We start from the raw sequence: 20,525 nt of genomic DNA on the forward strand, positions 1-20,525 counted from the left end.
CCGCTGATCCGATGACAGGCAAGTCCGAGAGCAAGTCCGAGAGCAGGGTGCGCACCGGGGCCTACGCTTCACCGGTCGGCGCCGCGCTTCTGATCGCTGCCTGTCTCGGCGTCGAGGTTGCGCAGGCGCAGGCGATCATGCGCACGCCGACGATCAGCGTGCCCACGCGAACGCCGACCATCTCTCCGAGCATCGCCTCGCGCGTCGGTCCGACGGTCTCGGCCAGGGCGGTATCCGTCGATCGCGGCCCGCGGACGATCGCGACCATTCCCCACACCACGACGTCGCGCCTGCGGCCGACGACGGTGCAGCCTTATGCGCGCTATTCGCCGAACCTGTATCCGGCCTGCACCGCGCCCTATCGCGATGCCGACGGCGAATGCCTCGCGCAGCCGAATGCAGGCGGCGGTGACCCTGGCAAACCCGTCAAGAAGAGCGCCGGCAAGGGCCGCGGCAACGTCACGCCGGTCGTCGCCGGCAATCTGCGCAGCTTCGCCAACGAATTCGTGGCCGAGATCGACGGCACAATGTCGCCCGGTGATGCCGACGCGCTGGCCCGCCGGCACGGCTTGACGCGGATATCGTCGGAGAGCTTCCCGCTGATCGGCGCCACGTTCGGTCTGTTCCGCATCACGGATGGCCGGCCGTACGAGACGGTGCGGCGCGAATTCGCGACCGACGGCAGCGTGCGCTCGGTCCAGCCGAACTTCCGCTATGTGCTGCAGGACCAGAAATCGACGCCCCCGAGCGAAGGCGATCCTGCGCAATATGCCCTGACGAAACTCCGCCTGCCGCAGGCGCATACGCTGGCGCACGGCGCCAACGTCACGGTTGCCGTGATCGACTCCGGCATCGACACAAGGCATCCCGAACTCGCCAATTCCATCGCCGACAATTTCGATGCGCTCGGCAGCGCGGAGGGGCCCCACGTCCACGGCACCGGTATCGCCGGCGCCATCGTGGCGCATGATCGGCTGATGGGCAGCGCGCCCGAGGCGCGCATCATCGCGATTCGCGCGTTCGGCGGCACCAATGGCGGCGCCGAGAGCTCGTCCTACATCATCCTGCGGTCGCTGAATTACGCCGCCGAGCACGGCGCGCAGATCGTCAATATGAGCTTCGCCGGTCCAAAGGACGCGGTGATCGAACGGGCCATCGCGGCGACCGCCGCGCGAGGCCTCGTGCTGATCGCGGCCGCCGGCAATGCCGGCGCGAAATCGCCGCCGCTCTATCCGGCTGCCAATCCCAACGTGATCGCGGTCAGCGCGACCGACCAGCAGGACAGGCTGTTCACTGCGTCCAACCGCGGCAATTACATCGCCGTCGCAGCGCCGGGCGTCGACATCTTCCTGCCGGCGCCGGACGGCAAGTACCAGATGACGTCGGGAACCTCGTTTTCGGCCGCCTATGTCTCCGGCGTCGCGGCGTTGCTGCTCGAGCGCAACTACGCCTTGAAGCCGGAAGCGCTGCGCATGACGCTGGCGAAGACCGCGCGCGACCTCGGCTCGCCCGGGCGCGACGAGCTTTTTGGCGACGGCCAAGCCGATGCGTTTGCCGCGGTCATGGCTGTTCCCGCCGACAGCGCCACGCCCGTTGCGGCTGCGTCGGGTACAACAAAACGTGAAGATGCCGCGAAGCGTCGCGACGAGCCCAACAGCCGCGCGATCGAGCAGCCCTCGTTGTCGAGCGCGGACGATAAAGCCACGGTTTCTCAGGCGGATAGGCCGGCGACGCGATAGCGCCTGCGGCAAACATACGCGCGTTGCGAAGGCCAAAAAATCGAACGCGGCATTGAACGTTCAGCCGGCTGCCACGACCAAATTATGTGGGAGCGGTCATCCCTCCCCATCAGTCATATTAGGCGCGAGCGCCCATCCACCCCAAGCGCCCATATGGCTCGACCCGTCCGGTTGTCCCCCCGGACGGGTCTTTTCTTTTTGGGGCCTGTTTTTTTGAAGTCTCTCGATCGCCCAGCTTCCGGTAGCGATTGCGCCTGCGTTCGTGGCCGTCGCTCGGGAGGCACCCCGCAAGTCCGTCATGCTTGCGCGAGGCTTGACTCCAAAAGCCCGTAAATCTCCGCTGGACTACGGAGTTTGACGACGAAACTCGTGTCGTTGCTGGACAAGTCAAAACTTTTCCACAAAATATTCATGTCGCTTCTAAATTGATTCGTGTGCGTTGCGTCCCCCCGCGTCCGTGTTTTTCCCTGACGGGCTGGTTCATGACACATCGCCAAGAGTCTAACTGCGCGTCTGCGCGTGCAGTGGTTGCTGGCCGCGACGTCGCGGCGCGCTGGTGCGCTCTCGCCGAGCAGCGGCTGCAACATCTCTCCGAAATGTTCGAGACCGGCCGCTGGCGCCGTTATCACTCCGAGATCGCATTCCTCGAAAACATCCAGGAAGCCAAGCGCGCCGTCGAGACCTGGCGCGCGCTGGCGACCGGTGCTGATGTCGCCGAGGCCGCTGCAAGCGTGACGCCGGCAATCGGCTGGTCGCCGGCGACCATGCCCCGGGTGCTTCCGCGCGAGCAGCAGGCGCAGATCGTGCAGCCCAAGACCCTGCAGCCAAAGGCCGTCCACATCGCCCCCGAGACCGCCGTGCCGGTCAGGCTCGACCCGCAGCCGGACGTTCTCGCCGAAATCACCGAAGCGCCGCTTGCCCCTCCTGCCGCCTCCGCCGCAATGGCGTCGTTTATTGCGCCTGCCGAGATGCCGCCGCTCAAGGCTCCCGCGGCGAGGGCACCGCTTACCGCTCCTGCCGTGAGGTCACCGCTCGCGGCGCCTGCCGCAACTCCTGCATTCGCCGCGCCTGAAGTGAGGCCGCCGCTCGCGGTCGCTGCGGCGAAGCCGCCGAAGACCGCGCCTGCCACGATGGCAGCGCTCCTGCCGCAGTTCGCCCCGCCGGCCGAGGAAATCGTCGCAGCCCCCGAGCGCGTCGTCGAATTCACCTTCAACCTCGACGGCCTGGAAGCCAAGTACCCCCTGCTCAGGAACGCATTCTAGCGTCTGGGAGGGGGGCAAGGGAAAGCAAGCGCGCTTCTCACCCCGCCATCCCGAGGCGCGAGGCATGGGACACAGCGCGTCCCATGGGGAGCCTCGAAGGATGTACGGCCCGGCTGCCAGCCGCGCCTACCTTCGAACCGCATTGCCGCCGACCATCACCTGCGCGAATCGTTGCGCGCCGTCGGCTGACAGATCCGAGGTCACCGCGCGCGCATGGTCCAGGCCGACGACGGCGCCGCGCGGGGTTTCGGAGATCATGTTGTTGTTGACCAGCGCGATGCCTGCGCCCGGCACGACGGAGACGCCGACGCCCGCCAGCGCCTTGCGGATCACGTTGCCGGTGATCGCGACGTCGCGCAGATATTTGCCCCAGCCGGCGACGATGCCGTAGGACGGCGCATTCTCGATCACATTGCCGGTCACGGCTGAATCCGCCTCGATGTAGATGCCGACGCCCGCGTCGTCGTCGGGCGCGGTGCCGATCGGTCGTTTCGGGATCAAATTGCGGATGATGTTGCCCTGGACCACCGCGATGCGGCCGCCCTCGTTGAAATTGCAGACGGAGACGCCGACGGCGGCGCCATCCACCGTGTTGTTGGCGATCACCGCGGCCTCGAACGCGAACTCGGAATAGAGCGCGACCTCGCGCACGTCGCTGACGCTGTTGCCGGAGATGTGGATGTTCGAGGCCGAATTGCCGCGCACCGCGGAGTAATCGCAGTTCCTGATGCGGTTGCCGCGCACGATCACGTTGCCGGCGCGAAAGGCATTGATGGCATTGCCGTACTGACCGGAGCCGCCGGGACCGGCCTTGATGTTCTCGATGCGGTTGTCGGCGACCAGCGTGCCGTCGTCGCCGATCGCGCTGCGCAGGATCTCGATGCCGTTGTCGTTGGTGCCGATAATCGTGTTACGGCAGACGCTGAGCCCCTTGGCGTCGAACGAGACCACCGCGGAGACCGCGATGTCAGTGAAGATGTTGCCGGAGATGTCGCCCGTGACCTGCTCTAGCCAGATGCCGCTGCCGCCTGAGTTCGTGATCTCGCAATCGGCGATGCGGATGTCGCGTCCGCCGAGCACATGGATCAGCCCGCGACGCGTCGGCAGCGGAATGCCGCCGCCGTCGAAGGTGATGCCGGTGAGGCCGATGGAGTCCGAACCGTCGCTCTGGATCGCCGAGGCGCCCCCGGTGAAGATGAGTTTCGTCGCGCCGCGCACGCCGATCAATTGTGCGCCGTTCGGCAGCCGCAACAGCCCGGTGCGATAGACGCCGGGCGGTAGCGCCAGCGGCATCTGCGCCCGCGCCGTTTCGTCGATCGCGCGTTGCAGCGCGCGGGTCTGATCTTCGCTGCTACCGGGCCGCACGCCATATTGCGTGGCGTCACGGCCGAGCAGGGATGTCAGCGGCGCCGCGCGCGCGGCATCGGCCGGCATGGCGAGCGCGCCTGCGATGCCTGCGGTCGAAGCTCCGATGAGATGACGGCGATTGAGGTCCATGACGCGTCCTCCGGCGGAAGCGGGAGGGCATCCGCATCGACTAGGTAGCGCAGGGGCGGCCGGAGTCGTGAGGATTGTTCGCGGTAGGGTTAAATGTTTACCGCAGAGACGGCGCCGTAGGATGGGCAAAGCGAAGCGTGCCCACCATTGTCACCATGACGCTGATGTATGGTGGGCACGGCGCAAGGGCGCCTTTGCCCACCCTACGAAGCTCGCGCCTTTCGTGCCAATCCTACCATCTCCATCAGCATGGCCTCGCCTGCATCCACCAGCTCCTCCAGCGTGATCCGGGCTGCGCCCTTGCGCCGCACCGCACCGCCACGCGCGAGCAGGGGAATGTGGATGAAGGCCGCAAGCTGCGGCCCGCCCGCGCGCACATTCTCGATCGCGCGCCAGCTCAGGTAGTTGCAGAGATAGGCGCCGGCATCGCGCGAGGGACGCGCGTCGATGCCGGTGAGGCGCGCGGCGCGCAGCAGCCTTGCCGTGTGCGGACCGAATGTCATGGCCTCGGCGGTGCCTGCGATGCCGCGCTTGCTCGATCGGGTGTTGGCGGCATCGGGCCAGAGCATGGTGACGGCGTTGCGCGCGCGGGTCTCGATGCGCAGATAAGGCGTGCGTGCGGCGAGGCCGAACATCAACAGCGCATCCGGCTTCACCTTCGCGAGCACATCAAGCAATTGCCGGTCGACCGCGGCATAGGTGACCGGGAAGATGTGGCTCGCGAGCGCGACATCATCGAGGGCCGGGCGGCGCAATTGCGCGAGCCGCGCGACCAGCGGCTGGGTCGGGTTATAGGGCGCGCCCGGGAACGGCCCGAAACCGGTGAGGAGAACGCGGAGCTTCTCGCTCATTTCAGCAACTCCAGGATCTGCTCGGCGGCGAGCGCCGGGGTGAGATGGCCGTCGGCGACTTCAGTCTCGATCTTCCGGACCTTGCTGCGAACCGAGGCCTCGCTGCGCAGCCGCGCCAGCATGCGCTGCTCCAGCATCGACCACATCCATTTCACCTGCTGCTCACGCCGCCGCGCGGCGAAATCGCCCGAAGCGTTCATCGCCTTGCGGTGATCGAGAACCTTCTGCCAGAGCTCGGCGATGCCGGTGCCGGCCAGCGCCGAATAGGTGACGACGGGCGGATGCCAATGCTCGGACCTCGGCGCCAAAATATGCAGCGCGCCGCGATAGTCGGCGGCGGTGATGTTGGCGCGCTTGAGATTGTCGCCGTCTGCCTTGTTGATGGCGATCATGTCGGCGAGCTCGACCAGGCCCTTCTTGATTCCCTGCAATTCGTCGCCCCCGCCAGGCAGCATCAGCGCGAGGAAGAAATCGGTCATGTCGCAGACGGCTGTCTCGGACTGGCCGATGCCGACGGTCTCGACCAGCACGACGTCGAAGCCGGCCGCCTCGCACAGCAGCATCGCCTCGCGCGTCTTGGCCGCGACGCCGCCGAGCGTGCCCGAGGACGGCGAGGGCCGGATGAAGGCATTGTCGGAGGCGGACAGCCGCGCCATCCGTGTCTTGTCGCCGAGGATCGAGCCGCCGCTGCGCGCCGAGGACGGATCGACCGCGAGCACCGCGACCTTGTTGCCTTGCTCGATCAGGTAGGTCCCGAGCACATCGATGGTGGTGGACTTGCCGACGCCGGGCGATCCCGTGATTCCGACGCGGAACGCCTTGCCGGTGTCGGTCAGCAGCATCTGCACCAGCTCGCGCGCCAGCGCCTGATGGTCGCCGCGCCGGCTCTCCACCAGCGTGATGGCCCGGGCGAGGGCAGCGCGGCTGCCGGCGCGGAGCCCGTTGGCGAGGGTAGTGACGTCCAGCGAGGCCTTCTTCTCAGTCATGCCCTGCTTTACAACGCTGAGGCCGGGCAGGCGAGGGCCGCTCGCCCGGAATCACCTGCTTGTCGCCACCGCCGTCTGCGCCGGTTTCACCTTGCGCCAGACCCAGACCATCACCGGCCAGAGCAGGGCGCCGATCGCCATCGCGGCGAGGATCGCCGCCACCGGGCGCTCGAAGAACGGCAGGATACTGCCGTCGGACTTGATCAGCGAGGTCACGAAAGCCTGCTCCACCATGGTGCCCATGACGATGCCCAGCACCATCGCGGCGACGGGATAGCCGTTCGCCTCCATGACGTAGCCGATGATGCCGAAGGCGGCGACGGTGACGACGCCGAACATGTTGTTGCCGATCGCAAACGAGCCGACCGCGCAGCACAGCATGATGACCGGCATGATCGCCGAGCGCGGCGCCAGCAGGATGTAGGCCGCGATCCGGATCATGGCGATGCCGAGCGGGATCATCATGATGTTGGCGATGATGAACATCAGGTAGATCGCGTACATGCTCGACGCTTTTTCGGTGAACAGCGTCGGGCCAGGATTGAGGCCCTTCATGTAGAGCACGCCGATCGCGATCGCGGCGATGGTGTCGCCGGGAATGCCGAACAGCAGCGAGGGCACCCAGCCCGAGGCGATGCTGGCATTGTTGCTGGCGCCGGCTTCGACCAGGCCCTCGACATGGCCGGTGCCGAATTTTTCCGGCTCCTTGGAGAAGCGCTTCGACATCGCGTAGCTGACCCAGGCCGCCATGTCGGCGCCGGCGCCGGGCAGCACGCCGATGATGATGCCGACGATGTTCCCGCGCGTCATCTGCCAGTGATATTTCTTGGTCAACTTCCACTGGCCGGCCATGATGCTTCCGAATTTTCGCCGTGGCAGCGGCGGGGGCTCGGGCGTCAGCATTGCGCGCATCACCTGCGCCACCGCGAACACGCCGACCAGCGCCGGGATCGGCTCGATGCCGCCGAACAGATCGGTGAGGCCGAAGGTGAAGCGCGGCACGCCGCCGGGATTCTCGATGCCGATGCAGGACACGAGCAGGCCGAGGAACATGCCGGCGATCGCCTTCACCGGCGAGGAGCGCGCCACCAGGGTCGCGCACATCAGGCCGAGCAGCGCCAGCCAGAAATATTCGAAGGTCGAGAACGACAGCGCGATTTCAGCCAGCGGCGGCGCCAGGACCATCAGCGACAGCACGCCGGCGATGCCGCCGACTGCGGAGAACCACACGCCGGCACCTAACGCCAGCTCGGCCTGGCCCTTGCGCGTCATCGCGTAAGCTTCATCCGCGTAGGCAGCGGAGGCGGGCGTGCCGGGGATGCGCAACAGCGCGCCCGGAATGTCGCCGGAGAAGATCGCCATCGAGGATGCCGCGACGATGGTCGCGATCGCCGCGATCGGCGAGAGGTAGAAGGTGACGGGGACGAGCAGGGCGGTCGCCATCGTTGCCGACAGGCCGGGCAGCGAGCCGATCACGAGGCCGTACACGGAGGCCGCGAACATCGCGATGATGACCTCCCAGGTGGAGATCAGGGCGAATGCTTCAATCAGGGTCTTGAGCATGGGGAATTACCAGGGCGTCGGCAGCAGGCCGGCAGGAAGCGGCACACGCAGCAACTTGCCGAAGATGAGGTGAATGGCGAAGGGTGCGAGCGCCGCCAGCGGCAGGGCCAGCTTCCACTTGGCCCCGAGCGCAGTCGAGGTGACGTAGACCATGAGCGCCGCGGTGATGATGAAGCCGAGCCGGTCGGCGGCGACCACGTAGAACAGCAGCAGCGCCGGCGGTAGCAAGGCGCGCAGGCCGTAGAGCTTGCCCTGCGGCGGTGGAGCGGCGGCCGTCTGGCCGTCCTCCAGCGGGATAAGCTCTTCCTCCTCCTCGAAGGAGTGGCCGATTCCGAACACGATCGCGAGCCCGCACAGCGCGAGGCCGCTGCCGATCACCAGCGGAAACACATTGGGGCCGACCGGCTGGCCCGGCACCGGCGGCAGCAACCAGCCGCCATAGGCAGCCGCAGCGCCGAGCACGACGAGAAACGATCCCGTGACGGAGTCGGGAAGACGCATGGGGAAAAAGTCCTGTCAGAATTCCGGGAGGTGCGCTCCCTCTCCCCGCGTGCGGGGAGAGGTGGGGTGAGGGGGGCTCTTCGCGGGGACGGTGAAAATTGCATTCGCGGAGACTCCCGCTCACCCAGATCGCATCTGCGATGCGATCCAACCTCTCCCCGCAGGCGGGGAGAGGTGAAAACATCACGCCTTGCTGAGACCGGCCGCCTTCATCGCTTCGCCCATCTGGGCGTCGCCCTTGTCCATGAAGCCAGTGAAATGGCCGGCGTCGCCCCACACGGTGCCGAAGCCGCGGTTGTTCATGAAGTCCTTGAACTCGGCGGAATCGTAGACCTTCTTCAGCGCTGCGGTGAGCTTGCTCGCGATCTCTGGCGGCAGGTTCTTCGGCCCTGCAATGCCGCGCCAGGCGCCGGTTGCGTAGTCGATGCCCATCGCTTCTTTCAGCGTCGGCACGTCCTTGAAGACCGGGTTGCGCGCGGGCGCCATGATGGCGAGGCTTTTGGCCTTGCCGGCCTCGATGATGGCGCGCGCCTCCGGCACCGAGCACGTCGTGAGGTCGAGGCCGCCTGCGGCGAGATCCTGCATCGCGGGTGCCGCGCCGTTCGAGGGCACCCAGGCGACCTGGTTGGCGGGCAGGCCCATCGCCTGCATCCAGCCGACCAGCGCCAGATGCCAGATGCCGCCCTGGCCGGTGCCCGACGCCTTGAACTTGCCGGGAGGCGCGGCCTTGATCGCCTCGGCGAGCTCCTTGACGGTCTTGTAGGGCGAGGAGGAGGAGACCTGGATGCCCGGGGGGTCCTCGTTCATCAGGGCCAGCGGCGTGTAGCTCTTCGGCGTCAGCTCGGTGAGGCCCTGCCAGTGCATCATCGAAATTTCGACGGTGAGCATGCCGATGGTGTAGCCGTCGGGCTGTGCGGTCGCGATGGCGCTATGTCCGACCACGCCGGAGCCGCCGGTGCGGTTGACCACGTTGAAGGGTTGGCCGAGATCCTTTTCCAGCAGCGCTGCGACAATGCGCGCGGTCGCATCGGTTCCGCCGCCAGCGCCCCAGGGCACGATCACGGTGACCGGCCGGGCCGGATAGGCTTGTGCGCGTGCGGGCTTGAAGCCGAAAGCGGCGGATACGGCGACGGCGGCCGTTGAAGCCGCAAAGCTGCGGCGCGAAATCTTGGACATTGAATGCCTCCCAACGGCGCCCGTGATGTCGGGCGCTCTTGTCAATGGCGACATTCTAGTCGGCTTTGCCGGGCCGCCGCAAGGTAGCGCTACCAAGGAGATCGACATGTTGTGTGAAAACAGCATGCCCATGGGATGGGCATTCGGAAATCGGGTGGGTTCTGCCCGCGCGCCTCGCCAGCCTGAGCGGGTAACCAAAGCCAAAGGCAAGCCACCGATGACCCAAGCCTATTACAGCGCCGTGCTGGACCGCCCGCTGGACGACGTCTGGTCGCTGATCCGCGATTTCAACAACTATCCCGCTTACATCGACGGCGTGAGCGAGAGCGAGATCGAAGACGACAAGCGCGGCGACGAAGTCGGCGCCATCAGGCGCTTCTGCTATCTCGGAAACTGGATCCGCCAGCGCCTGGTCGATCACTCGGACGAGCAGCGCACTCTCACCTATGCGGGTCTTGATGCACTGCCATATCCGCAGGATGCCGGAAGCCGGACGCCGGCGCCGACGCGCTATCAAGGCACCATGCAACTGCGCCCGATCGCCGAGGGCGACCGTACCCTCATCGAATGGTCGGTCGTCCTCGAGACCGAACCTGCGGATGCCGATCGCTGGCAGGCGCTATTCGCGTCCTGGATTCCCGATTGGACGAACTCACTTGCGCGGACGCTGGCGCGATCGAGTTAGCGACCGCTCACGGCTCCTGGGCGTCGCCTTTCGGTCTTGCGCCGCCGAAGATGCGCGTGCCTTCCGCAGTGAGATACGGCTTCAGCGTCTCCCACGGCACGAAGGCGACATATTCGCCCTCGGCGTAGGGACCGACGGCGTAGGGCGGATAGTGGAAGGTGAGGCCGGAGCTCTTGCCCGCTTCAGTCGACGGGGCGAGCGTCACCGCACCGATCTTGAGCAGGCTCGGTTTCAGCTCCTTGAACCATTCGTCGGTTGCGGTTTCGCTGGCGTCGCGCTTCTTCTTCTCGACTCTGAGCGAGGCGATGATGGCCTTCACCATCGCTTTCATGGTCGCGCCGTTGTCGGCTGTGTCGGTGAAGAACGGGCGGATCGAGACCCGCTTGTTGTCGGCTTTGTCCCACAGGATCGTGTTGACGTCCGAATTGGGATGCGCGCCGCGTGTGTTCATGTAGTCGTTGCGGAGGATGCTGACATAGCGGTCAGCGACGACCGAGCGGATCTCATATTTGCGCTCGAAATCCCAGCCGCCGTCCTTGAAGAATTGCGGATCGGCTTTGCGCGCGGCGGCAGCTTCGGCGGAGTTTTTGTCGAGCCATTTTTTCCCCTCCGCGAGGCAGTCCGCCGCCAGCGCTGCATCGGCCTTGATCCTGTCGTCGAGGAAGACGCGCGCCTCGATGCTCTTGTTCTTGATGACGGAGTCGGGCTTGGGGTCGGCTGCGTCGGCGGGACTGAACAGTGTGCTGCAAACCATGGCAACACCGAGCGCGCGCACGAACGTTGACGCGAGAAACATCACGCAAAATCCTTCTTCTCGGAAGATTGGCGGTGAAGCTACTCCGCCGCCTCGCTATGCCCGAGCCGCGCATTCAGCTTGCGGATTAGTTCCTCCGCCGCCTCCGCGATCACGGTGCCAGGCGGGAATATCGCCTCGGCACCTGCCGCATATAGCGCGTCGTAATCCTGCGGCGGCACCACGCCGCCGACGATGATCATGATGTCGTCACGGCCCTGCTTCTTCAGCGCGGCCTTCAGCTCCGGCACGGCGGTGAGATGGGCCGCGGCGAGCGAGGAGACGCCGAGAATGTGCACGTCGTTCTCGACGGCCTGCCGCGCGGCCTCGTCGGCGGTCGCAAACAGCGGTCCGATGTCGACGTCGAAGCCGATATCGGCGAAGGCCGAGGCGATCACCTTCTGGCCGCGGTCGTGGCCGTCCTGGCCGATCTTGGCGACCAGGATGCGCGGGCGGCGGCCTTCCGCCTCCTCGAAGGCGTCGATCAGCGCCTGAACCTTCTCGACCTGGTTGCCCATGCTGGACGCCTCCCGCTTGTAGACGCCGGTGATGGATTTGATCTCGGCGCGGTGGCGGCCGAACACCTTCTCCATCGCATCGGAGATTTCGCCGACGGTCGCCTTGGCCCGCGCCGCGTCGATCGCGAGCGCCAAGAGATTGCCGTTGCCTTCGCCGGCGGAGCGCGTGATCGCCGCGAGCGCGGCGTCGACGTCCTTCTGGCTACGTTCGCTCTTCAGTCGCGTCAGCTTGTCGATCTGCAGGCGCCGGACATTGGAGTTGTCGACCTTCAGGATATCGATCGGCGCTTCATCCGTCGGCTTGTACTTGTTGACGCCGATCACCGCCTGCCTGCCGGCATCGATGCGGGCCTGCGTCTTGGCCGAGGCTTCCTCAATGCGGAGCTTCGGCAGACCCGCCTCGATCGCCTTCGCCATGCCGCCGAGCTCCTCGACTTCCTGAATGTGGGCCCAGGCCTTGGCGGCGAGGTCGCGGGTGAGGCGTTCGACGTAATACGAGCCGCCCCAGGGATCGATGATCCGGGTGGTGCCGCTCTCCTGCTGCAGGAACAGCTGGGTGTTGCGAGCGATGCGCGCCGAGAAATCTGTCGGCAGCGCCAGCGCCTCGTCGAGCGCGTTGGTGTGCAGCGACTGGGTGTGGCCTTGCGTCGCCGCCATCGCCTCGACGGTGGTTCGCATCACGTTGTTGAAGACGTCCTGCGCGGTCAGCGACCAGCCGGAGGTCTGGCTATGCGTGCGCAGGGAGAGCGAGCGCGGGTCCCTAGGATTGAATGGCTTGAGCAGCTTCGCCCACAGCAGGCGCGCGGCGCGCAGCTTGGCGACTTCCATGAAGAAGTTCATGCCGATCGCCCAGAAGAACGACAGCCGCGGCGCGAAGCGGTCGACGTCGAGACCTGCCGCAAGACCCGCGCGCAGATATTCGACGCCGTCGGCGAGCGTATAGGCGAGCTCGAGGTCCTGCGTCGCCCCGGCCTCCTGCATGTGATAGCCGGAAATGGAAATGGAGTTGTATTTCGGCATCTTCTGCGAGGTGTAGGCGAAGATGTCCGAGATGATCCGCATCGAGGGCGCGGGCGGATAGATGTAGGTGTTGCGCACCATGAACTCTTTCAGAATGTCGTTCTGAATGGTGCCCGAGAGCTTTTCCGGCGGCACGCCCTGTTCCTCGGCGGCTGCAACATAGAGCGCGAGGATCGGCAGCACCGCGCCGTTCATGGTCATGGACACGCTCATCTGGTCGAGCGGAATGCCCGCGAACAGCGTGCGCATGTCGTAGATGGAATCGATGGCCACGCCGGCCATGCCGACGTCGCCACCGACGCGGGGGTGGTCAGAGTCATAGCCGCGATGGGTCGCGAGGTCGAAGGCGACCGAGAGGCCCTTCTGTCCTGCCGCCAGGTTGCGGCGGTAGAACGCATTGGAATCCTCCGCCGTGGAGAAGCCAGCATATTGCCGGACCGTCCAGGGCTGGTTGACATACATGGTCGGGTAGGGGCCGCGCAGGAAAGGCGCGATGCCGGGATAGGTCTCGAGGAAGTCGAGCCCGGCAAGATCAGCCTCGCCATAGGCTGGCTTTACGAGAATGCCCTCAGGCGTCAGCCACGGCTCGCCGCTGCCTGACAGTGCGGCGGTGGCAGCGCGCTCGAAGGCGATGTTTGCGAAATTGGGAATGCGGCTCATGGCTTCAACCATTTCATCAATCATGATCCGGATGCTGATGGCTGACGATGGTCGCCATCTTCTCCGGTCCGTAATTCTGCTGCGTGGTCTGGCTCGGCAGATTGGCGATGCCGACAACCCAGCCGAGGCGGGATTCGGTGCCGAACTGCCGTGTCGGGATCACCCGGTCGGGGCGGTCGAAGGCGCCGGTCATGATCTCGATCCGGTCGCCGTCGATACGGCCGAAGCTCAGCGGCGTGCCGCACGCTGCGCAAAAGCCGCGTTCGGCGATGGTGGAGGAGCGGAAGAACGACGGCTGTCCCTTGGTCCAGGTAAAGTCCGTCTTGTTAATGTCGGCAAAGGAGGCGAACGGCGCGCCGGCCGCCTTTTGGCACATCCGGCAATGGCAGATCGAGACCCTGTTCGGCGCCGTCGTGACGCCGAAGCGCACCGCCCCGCATTGGCAGCCGCCGGTGAGAACGGGTTTGCTGGTGTCGATCATGACTGTTCCATCCGTCGATAGGCGTCTTGCAGCGTGGCAAGCGCATCGCCCCCGGCGAAGACAAAACCCGTGACGCCGGCGGCCCGTAGCGCTGCCTCGGCATCCGTCGGGCGGCCCGCGAGATAGATATGTCGCGCACCCGCGGTTTGCAGGGCCTTCGCGGCGGGTTCCGCCTGACCGGCATAGACCTCGTCGCTGGAACAAAGACAGGCGAGCTCGGCGCCGGAGGCCTTGAAGGCGGCAACCAACTTGGCCGGATCGGCAAAGCCCTCGCTGTCGAGGGCCTCGATGCCGCCGGCCTCGAAGAAGCTTTTCGCAAAGGTCGCACGCGCCGTGAATTCGGCGGGCGTGCCGAGATTGGCCAGAAACACTCTTGGCCGTGCGCCGCGCGTCTTCAGGGCCGCGTCGGATTTGTCGCGCAATGCTCGAACGGTTCCGCAAGCCGGATCGGCGGCAGCGCATCGAACTTGTATTTTTGCTCGCCGTACGGTGGCAGCGCGACTGGCGTTGCTGTCAGCACCGCCGTCTCGCGCTCGTGCAGGTTCGGAAACTCGCTGGCGCCGGTCAGCACGTCGCGGCGTTTTGCGATGTTGGCCTCGCGCGCTGTTCGCGCGGCTGCCACCTTGCTCTGGAACAGGCCCTGCTGAAGCGCGGCAAAGGCGCCGCCGGCCTTTTCGCTCTCCTGGAACAGCGCCCAGGCGGCGTCGCAAAGCTGCGCCGTCAGCGCCTCGATGCCGCCTGCGCCCGCCGCGGGATCAGAGACCTTGGCGAGGTTGCTTTCTTCCAGCAGGAGGAGTTGCGTGTTGCGTGCCACGCGCCGCGCGAACGGATCCGGCAGGCCGAGCGCCAGCGTATGCGGCAGCACGGTGATCGCATTGGCGCCGGCAAGCCCGGCTGCAAACGTCGCGATCGTCGCCCGCAGCATGTTCACGTAGGGGTCGCGCTGCGTCAGCATGCGCCAGGCCGTATCGGCGGCAATGAACAGCGGCTTTGGCGCCAAGCCGCACGCTGTTTCGACACGCGCCCACAGCAGTCGCAGCGCGCGGAATTTGGCCATGGTCAGGAACTGGTCGGCGTCCGCGGCGAGCCGCGCATAGACCATGCCTTGCGTGGCTTCCAGCGGAATGCCGGCGCCTTCGATCGCGCGCAGATAAGCGACGCCGCAGGCGAGCACGAAGGCCAGCTCCTGCACCTCCGAGCCGCCGGCATCGTGGATGACGCGTCCGTCGGCCGACGCAAACGGTCCCTTGAAGCCGAGCGCGGCGAGGCCCTTGATCGCGCCGGTGACGGCAGGGGCGATCTCCTCCCAGGCATAGGGACTGTGGCCCCACACCGCGCCCGCCGCGAGCGGATCGAGCCCGAAACGGATGTTGCAGGCGGCGGGATCGAGGCCCTTGCTCTTCACATATTCCGCGACATGGATCGCGGCCATCCGCGATTGCGGTCCGATCTCGAGTTCGATGCCGATGCCGGCGTCGAGATGGATGTCCTTCAGGACCTTTGCGACCGCCTCGGCAGAGGGTTCCAGGCCGAATCCGCGCGCATCATTGGCGCCGGCGAACACCAGCGCGAGCCCGGTCGCGCCGTTCTCCAGGTCCTGCAACGCCTGCGCATTCGCGAGCACCGCGTCGGGATGGTCGATCCGCTGCACGATCTGCCACGGCGCCGCCGCCGGCCGTCCCATCACGGGCGCAACGCCCTTGGCGCGCAGATAGAGCGGTTCGATCTTGAGTCCGTCATAGGTCTTGCCGACCAGCTTCTCGAACGGCGCGCCCTTGAGCACGCCGTCGACCAGCTTGCGCCAGTCTTCGACGGTTGCCTGGGGAAAATCGGCCGCCAGCGGCAGGTCGTCAGTCACGGAGGTCATGCGGCCAAGGGCTCCCAAACGTATCGTTATTCGCGAGGCGAATTTGCCACGGCCGACCGTCCCTGCAAACGGTCGATTTTGGTTAACCGGTATCCGGAAGCCGCTCAATGCCTTGTGTCGAGACGCTGGAAAGCCCGTCACGCACACGGATGCCCGAGATGACGCGGTCGGGCGCGATCTCGGCGAGCGGCACCAGCACGAAAGCGCGCTCGAACAGGCGCGGATGCGGCAAGGTCAGGTCCGGCTTCTGCATGGAAATGTCGTCATAGGCGATCATGTCGAGATCGATTGTGCGCGGGCCCCAGCGCCGCTCCTTGTCCCGGGTACGGCCGAATTTCTGCTCGACCTTCTGCAGCACGAACAGGAGCGCGTGCGGATCGAGGTCGGTCTCGATCTCGACGCAGGCATTGATGAAGGCGTCCTGCTCTTCGTCGCCCCAGGGTGGCGTGGCATAGTCCGCGGAGCGCGCGATCAGGGCGGCTTGCGCCATGCCGCAGATATGCGCGATCGCCTTGGCGAATGTCGCGCGGACATCGCCGACATTGCCGCCGAGCGCGATCAGCACGCTTGCCATCTTATGGATGCCGCGAGCGGGTCAGCATGATGCCGACATCGTCGAAGATCGCCGCGATCGGCGCATGCGGCTTGTGCACGGTGATCTTCACGGCGCGGATGCGAGGGAACTTCGACAGGATGGCGTCGGCCACCGCACCGGCCGCGCGCTCCAGAAGCTTGTAATTGGTATTCTTGAACGCCGCCGTGGTCGTCGCCACGACGTCGGCGTAGGACACGGTGTCGACAAGCCGGTCGCTGCGCGAGGGCTCCGACAAATCGGTATAGAGTTCGAGATCGATGACGAAGCGCTGGCCGACTTCGGTCTCGTGATCCATCACGCCGTGGCGGGCATGGATCGATAGGCCGGTGACGAAGATCGTATCGGTCATTGCTTGCCCTCGATTGCGTTCGCCACAAGCAGCGCCTGCAAGGTTTCGGCGACGTCATGGGTGCGGATGATCTTTGCGCCGCGCTGTGCGGCGATCAGATGCGCGGCGATCGAGCCGGCGAGCCGCTCCTTCGGCTCCGACGGCGAGACCGAGGCGATGAAGCGTTTTCGCGAGGCGCCGACCAGGATCGGCAGGCCGAACATCTCAAATTCGCGCAACCGCGCCAGCGCGGTCAGGCTCTGCTCGGCGGTCTTGCCGAAGCCGATGCCGGGATCGAGCACGATCTTGTCGCGCGCGATGCCGGCCTTTGCGGCGATGTCGAGCGAACGCAGAAAGAAAGTCTTCATGTCCGTGATGATGTCGATGGCGGGATCGGCGTCGTCGCGGTTGTGCATGACGATGACGGGAACGCCTCTTGCGGCCACCAGCGGCGCCATCGCGGCGTCGCGTTGCAGGCCCCAGACGTCGTTGGCGATCGCCGCGCCCTGGTCGAGCGCGTAGGCCACCACCTCCGCCTTCATGCTGTCGATCGAAACAGGCACGCCGAGCGCCACGACGCCTGAAAGCACCGGCTTGAGCCGTGCGAGCTCGTCGTCCGCGGTGACGGCCTTCGCGCCCTTGTAGGGCCGAGTGGATTCGGCGCCGATATCGATGATGTCGACGCCATCGGTGATCATCGCCCGCGCCCGCGCAAGCGCCTGCTGGGGCGCGATGAACTCGCCGCCGTCGGAGAAGGAGTCCGGGGTGATGTTGAGCACGCCCATCACCGCCGGGATCGGTCGTTCCAGCAATGTCCGCAGCGCATCTGGCCTGGCCGAGCCGGCCGGCGGGACGGATGGAGAGGGCGAGGCATTCATGGCGCCCGCTTTAGCGGGCGGGGAGGGGGGATTCAAGGCGGGATGGGGCATTGCTGGTTGCGCAAGGCCCAATGTTAGCAAGATATGCGCTCTCTTGCCCCGGACGCAGAGCTTTTTCAGCGGTGCGCTGCCGAGCCGGGCCCATGTCGCCGAGAGCTGAGTACGCGTTATGGGTTCCGGCTCTGCGCAGCAACGCTCAACGGCGTTGCTGCGCGTCCGGGACAGGGGACCGAGCGCAGAACTAATACGTGATCTTCGGCTGCAGCTTCTTCGCCTTGGCGATGATGTCGCCGACCGACTTCTCCGAGGGCAGGATGCGCAGCAGCTTCTTCTTCTCGTTGGCGTCGCGCATGCTCTGGGCGAGCCTCGCCGGATTTCGATAGGCGAGCTCGCGCACGGTAGTGACGCCGGCGGCGCGGACCAGGTTGACCTTGGCCCGGCCCATGCCGGGGATGCGCATGTAGTCGGAGACGTTGGCCCATTCCAGCAACAGCTGCTCGCTGATGCCGGTCTTGGCGGATAGCGCCTTGCGGCCCTTCACCGTGCCGGCGGCTTCGAGCAGCCCGTCGGTCGTGCGGATACCCTGCGCCTTCAGCTTGTTGGCGGCAAAGACCGACAGGCCCTCAATCTCGGAGATCGGATATGTCATGATACTCGATGCAAAATGCGCAGACTTCAGGCGAACTGGCTGAGGCCCGGCGTCCCCGTAACGATCTTGCCCATCTGATCCGCTCCGATTTTGTCTCGGCCGTAGCGGAAAAGTTCACGGGCGACGTTTTGAATTTCCGACATGCCAAGTCCCAGACCCATCAGGCGCGTGCCGACCGCCATCAAGCCGCCGCCCATCAGCCGCGACAGTCCGCCGCCGCTCCTGGATGCCTCGATCGCGGCTTCTGCTCCGGGAATCTGGTCGATCAGGGCCTGCACGCTGTCGGAAGGACCCTCGTTGCGAAGGAAGCCCAGGATAATGCCGACGGACTTTTCAGCCACAGCACTATCTATGCTGGCGTTTGTCGCCAGCCGCCCGATCAGTTCGTCCATAAGGCCCGCCCCTCAGCCGGTTGCATGCCGGAGTATTTCTTCGAAAATGATCTTGAGCCGGTGTGATGTGAAATTCAAGCGATGAACGCACGCGCCGTCGCGATTCAGCTTCGATCGCGCGAAAAGTGTTGCAGCGGTGCAAGAGCGAAGACGGAATCGGCGAAAAATTGCCGCGTTGCGAGCAGCTCGCTCCTACTTTCGGCTGATGTCGTCCGATTGTTTCCGGCAATCTCGCATGCTTGGAGCGCGTTGAACCGTTTTAATCGGTGCGCGACATGCGTTAAACTACGGAACTGGAGCCTTCGAGTTTCGATACGCGAAACCCGGCAGAGAGATCAGAGACATCAGAGAGAATAATGACCGCACAGGACAGCAAGCTCGGCGATACCGACGACAAGATCTTCGTCGGCAAGGGAGACGAGCAGGCATGGCTGACGCTGGCGCTCGCCAATCGCCACGGCCTGGTCACGGGTGCAACCGGAACCGGCAAGACCGTGTCGCTGCAAGTGATGGCGGAAGGATTTGCACGCGCCGGTGTTCCGGTCTTCGCGGCCGACATCAAGGGCGATCTCTCCGGCATTGCCGAGGTCGGCGAAGCCAAGGACTTCATCCTCAAGCGCGCCTCCCAAATGGGGCTGAATTTCCAGCCCGACCAGTTCTCGACGGTGTTCTGGGACGTGTTCGGCGAGCAGGGCCATCCGGTGCGCGCGACCGTCACGGAAATGGGGCCGCTTCTGCTCGCGCGCATGCTCGACCTCAACGACGTGCAGGAAGGCGTGCTCAACGTCGCCTTCCGCGTCGCCGACGACAACGGTCTGACCCTGATCGACATGAAGGATCTGCGCGCGCTGCTTGACGCCATCGTGCCCGATAGCGGCAAGAAGGCGGTGGACGCGACGGAGGATGCGCTGGCGGCCATCCGCAAGGCCGCGCAGGGGTTCGGCAACGTCACCAAGGCCACAGTCGGTACCATCCAGCGCCAGCTCCTGGTGCTGGAGAATCAGGGCGGTACCAAATTCTTCGGCGAGCCCGCGCTGACGCTGAAGGACTTCATGAAGACCGACCGCGACGGCCGCGGCATGGTCAACATCCTCGTCGCCGACAAGCTGCTGCAGAGTCCACGGCTTTACGCGACATTCCTGCTGTGGATGCTATCGGAATTGTTCGAGGAGCTGCCCGAGGCCGGCGACCTGCCGAAGCCCAAGCTGGTGTTCTTCTTCGACGAGGCGCACCTGTTGTTCAACGATGCGCCGAAGGCGCTGTTGGACACGATCGAGCAGGTGGTGCGATTGATCCGGTCCAAGGGCGTCGGCGTCTATTTCGTCACACAAAACCCGATCGACGTCCCCGACCGTGTGCTCGGTCAGTTGGGTAACCGTGTGCAGCATGCGCTGCGTGCCTTCACTCCGCGCGACCAGAAGTCGGTCGCCGCCGCGGCGCAGACCTTCCGGCCCAACCCGAAGCTCGACACCGCCAAGGTGATCACGGAGCTCGGCAAGGGCGAGGCACTCGTGTCCTTCCTCGAAGGCAACGGCACGCCGACCATGGTCGAGCGGGTGATGATCCGGCCGCCATCGGCTCGCATCGGACCGATCACGCCGGAAGAGCGCAAGGCGATCATGGATGCGAGCCCGGTGAAGGGCAAATACGACACCGCCGTGGATGAAGAGTCCGCCTACGAGATGATCCAGAAGCGCATCGCCGGCACCGCGGCGACGGCGGAGGCTCCTGCGGGCGCAAGCGGCGGCGGCATCCTCGGCCAGATCGGATCGATCGTCGGCACCATCTTCGGCACCAACGTCAAGCGCGGACGCCTGTCGACCGGCCAGGTCATTGCGCGTGACGTGACGCGATCGGTCACCAACCAGGTGATCGGCGGGATGGCCGCCAATATCGGCAAGTCGGTCGGCGGCCAGCTCGGCGGCTCGATCGGTCGCACGCTGGTCCGCGGCGCGCTCGGCGGATTGCTGCGGCGGTAGGCAGTTCAAGACTTCGTTTCAGGCAATCCGCTTCCGGCTGGTGCGTCGACCTCGCTTCGCTCGCGGGAGTCCGATCACCACCGGTACAATTTCAGGTGAGGGGCT

Annotated in this window: 18 protein-coding genes and 1 pseudogene; 4 read left to right on the forward strand and 15 right to left on the reverse strand. The window is 65.7% G+C overall.

The genetic code is table 11. The annotated features are described in order from the left end of the window. Positions 1 to 11 precede the first annotated feature (11 nt). Positions 12 to 1,739, forward strand: coding sequence for a S8 family serine peptidase (locus CIT39_RS11805; RefSeq protein WP_094975190.1), 1,728 nt, complete (start codon positions 12 to 14; stop codon positions 1,737 to 1,739). A gap of 524 nt (positions 1,740 to 2,263) precedes the next feature. Beyond that, on the forward strand, positions 2,264 to 3,001 hold the full coding sequence (locus CIT39_RS11810) for a TIGR03809 family protein (RefSeq protein ID WP_094975189.1): 738 nt from the start codon (positions 2,264 to 2,266) through the stop codon (positions 2,999 to 3,001). 126 nt (positions 3,002 to 3,127) lie between these two features. On the opposite strand, the gene CIT39_RS11815 is transcribed toward CIT39_RS11810, so the two are convergent. The 6 genes from CIT39_RS11815 to CIT39_RS11840 form a co-directional block, all read right to left on the reverse strand. Continuing rightward, positions 3,128 to 4,498, reverse strand: coding sequence for a TIGR03808 family TAT-translocated repetitive protein (locus tag CIT39_RS11815; RefSeq protein WP_094975188.1), 1,371 nt, complete (start codon positions 4,496 to 4,498; stop codon positions 3,128 to 3,130). Positions 4,499 to 4,701: 203 nt separating this feature from the next. Next, entirely contained in the window at positions 4,702 to 5,349 is a 648-nt protein-coding gene (locus CIT39_RS11820) for a pyroglutamyl-peptidase I (RefSeq protein ID WP_094975187.1), read from the reverse strand. Continuing rightward, positions 5,346 to 6,335, reverse strand: a complete 990-nt coding sequence (meaB, locus tag CIT39_RS11825) for a methylmalonyl Co-A mutase-associated GTPase MeaB (protein WP_094975186.1) — start codon at positions 6,333 to 6,335, stop codon at positions 5,346 to 5,348. The genes CIT39_RS11820 and meaB overlap by 4 nt, the downstream gene beginning before the upstream one ends. Positions 6,336 to 6,386: 51 nt before the next feature. Next, entirely contained in the window at positions 6,387 to 7,898 is a 1,512-nt protein-coding gene (locus tag CIT39_RS11830) for a tripartite tricarboxylate transporter permease (RefSeq protein WP_094975185.1), read from the reverse strand. A gap of 6 nt (positions 7,899 to 7,904) precedes the next feature. After that, positions 7,905 to 8,399, reverse strand: a complete 495-nt coding sequence (locus CIT39_RS11835) for a tripartite tricarboxylate transporter TctB family protein (protein ID WP_094975184.1) — start codon at positions 8,397 to 8,399, stop codon at positions 7,905 to 7,907. A 183-nt stretch (positions 8,400 to 8,582) separates the two neighbouring features. Next, positions 8,583 to 9,575 (reverse strand): tripartite tricarboxylate transporter substrate binding protein, encoded by a 993-nt coding sequence (locus CIT39_RS11840; protein WP_094975183.1) that lies wholly within the window; start codon positions 9,573 to 9,575, stop codon positions 8,583 to 8,585. Between the two features lie 25 nt (positions 9,576 to 9,600). Here CIT39_RS11840 and CIT39_RS11845 point away from each other — a divergent pair, with 25 nt between their 5' ends. Further along, positions 9,601 to 10,260 carry an SRPBCC family protein gene (locus tag CIT39_RS11845; RefSeq protein ID WP_244607565.1) on the forward strand — a complete coding sequence of 220 codons (660 nt, stop codon included), beginning with the start codon at positions 9,601 to 9,603 and terminating at the stop codon, positions 10,258 to 10,260. A 7-nt stretch (positions 10,261 to 10,267) separates the two neighbouring features. On the opposite strand, the gene CIT39_RS11850 is transcribed toward CIT39_RS11845, so the two are convergent. The 9 genes and pseudogenes from CIT39_RS11850 to CIT39_RS11890 form a co-directional block, all read right to left on the reverse strand. After that, the gene (locus CIT39_RS11850) at positions 10,268 to 11,056 is read right to left on the reverse strand and encodes an RsiV family protein (protein ID WP_162848633.1); all 789 of its coding nucleotides are present in this window, start codon (positions 11,054 to 11,056) and stop codon (positions 10,268 to 10,270) included. 38 nt (positions 11,057 to 11,094) lie between these two features. Then, positions 11,095 to 13,251, reverse strand: a complete 2,157-nt coding sequence (gene scpA, locus CIT39_RS11855; protein ID WP_094975821.1) for a methylmalonyl-CoA mutase — start codon at positions 13,249 to 13,251, stop codon at positions 11,095 to 11,097. Positions 13,252 to 13,267: 16 nt separating this feature from the next. Then, positions 13,268 to 13,732, reverse strand: coding sequence for a GFA family protein (locus CIT39_RS11860; RefSeq protein WP_094975181.1), 465 nt, complete (start codon positions 13,730 to 13,732; stop codon positions 13,268 to 13,270). Beyond that, positions 13,729 to 15,599, reverse strand: a pseudogene (locus CIT39_RS11865) (methylmalonyl-CoA mutase family protein). The gene CIT39_RS11860 and the pseudogene CIT39_RS11865 overlap by 4 nt, the downstream one beginning before the upstream one ends. Positions 15,600 to 15,681: 82 nt before the next feature. After that, complete coding sequence (gene folK, locus CIT39_RS11870; protein ID WP_094975179.1) at positions 15,682 to 16,173, reverse strand: 2-amino-4-hydroxy-6-hydroxymethyldihydropteridine diphosphokinase; 492 nt, start codon at positions 16,171 to 16,173, stop codon at positions 15,682 to 15,684. Between the two features lies 1 nt (position 16,174). After that, the gene (folB, locus tag CIT39_RS11875; RefSeq protein WP_094975178.1) at positions 16,175 to 16,543 is read right to left on the reverse strand and encodes a dihydroneopterin aldolase; all 369 of its coding nucleotides are present in this window, start codon (positions 16,541 to 16,543) and stop codon (positions 16,175 to 16,177) included. Continuing rightward, on the reverse strand, positions 16,540 to 17,400 hold the full coding sequence (gene folP, locus CIT39_RS11880; protein WP_094975177.1) for a dihydropteroate synthase: 861 nt from the start codon (positions 17,398 to 17,400) through the stop codon (positions 16,540 to 16,542). Before folP ends, folB begins: the two co-directional genes overlap by 4 nt. Positions 17,401 to 17,641: 241 nt before the next feature. Next, on the reverse strand, positions 17,642 to 18,049 hold the full coding sequence (locus CIT39_RS11885; RefSeq protein ID WP_094975176.1) for a DUF4332 domain-containing protein: 408 nt from the start codon (positions 18,047 to 18,049) through the stop codon (positions 17,642 to 17,644). A gap of 26 nt (positions 18,050 to 18,075) precedes the next feature. After that, positions 18,076 to 18,441, reverse strand: a complete 366-nt coding sequence (locus tag CIT39_RS11890; RefSeq protein ID WP_094975175.1) for a hypothetical protein — start codon at positions 18,439 to 18,441, stop codon at positions 18,076 to 18,078. 356 nt (positions 18,442 to 18,797) lie between these two features. On the opposite strand from CIT39_RS11890, the gene CIT39_RS11895 reads away from it, so the two are divergent. Continuing rightward, positions 18,798 to 20,420: a helicase HerA-like domain-containing protein gene (locus tag CIT39_RS11895; protein WP_094975174.1), complete on the forward strand. Its 1,623-nt coding sequence runs from the start codon at positions 18,798 to 18,800 to the stop codon at positions 20,418 to 20,420. The last annotated feature ends 105 nt before the right edge of the window (positions 20,421 to 20,525 follow it).

The sequence above is a fragment of the Bradyrhizobium symbiodeficiens genome (assembly GCF_002266465.3).
Lineage (GTDB): Bacteria > Pseudomonadota > Alphaproteobacteria > Rhizobiales > Xanthobacteraceae > Bradyrhizobium > Bradyrhizobium symbiodeficiens.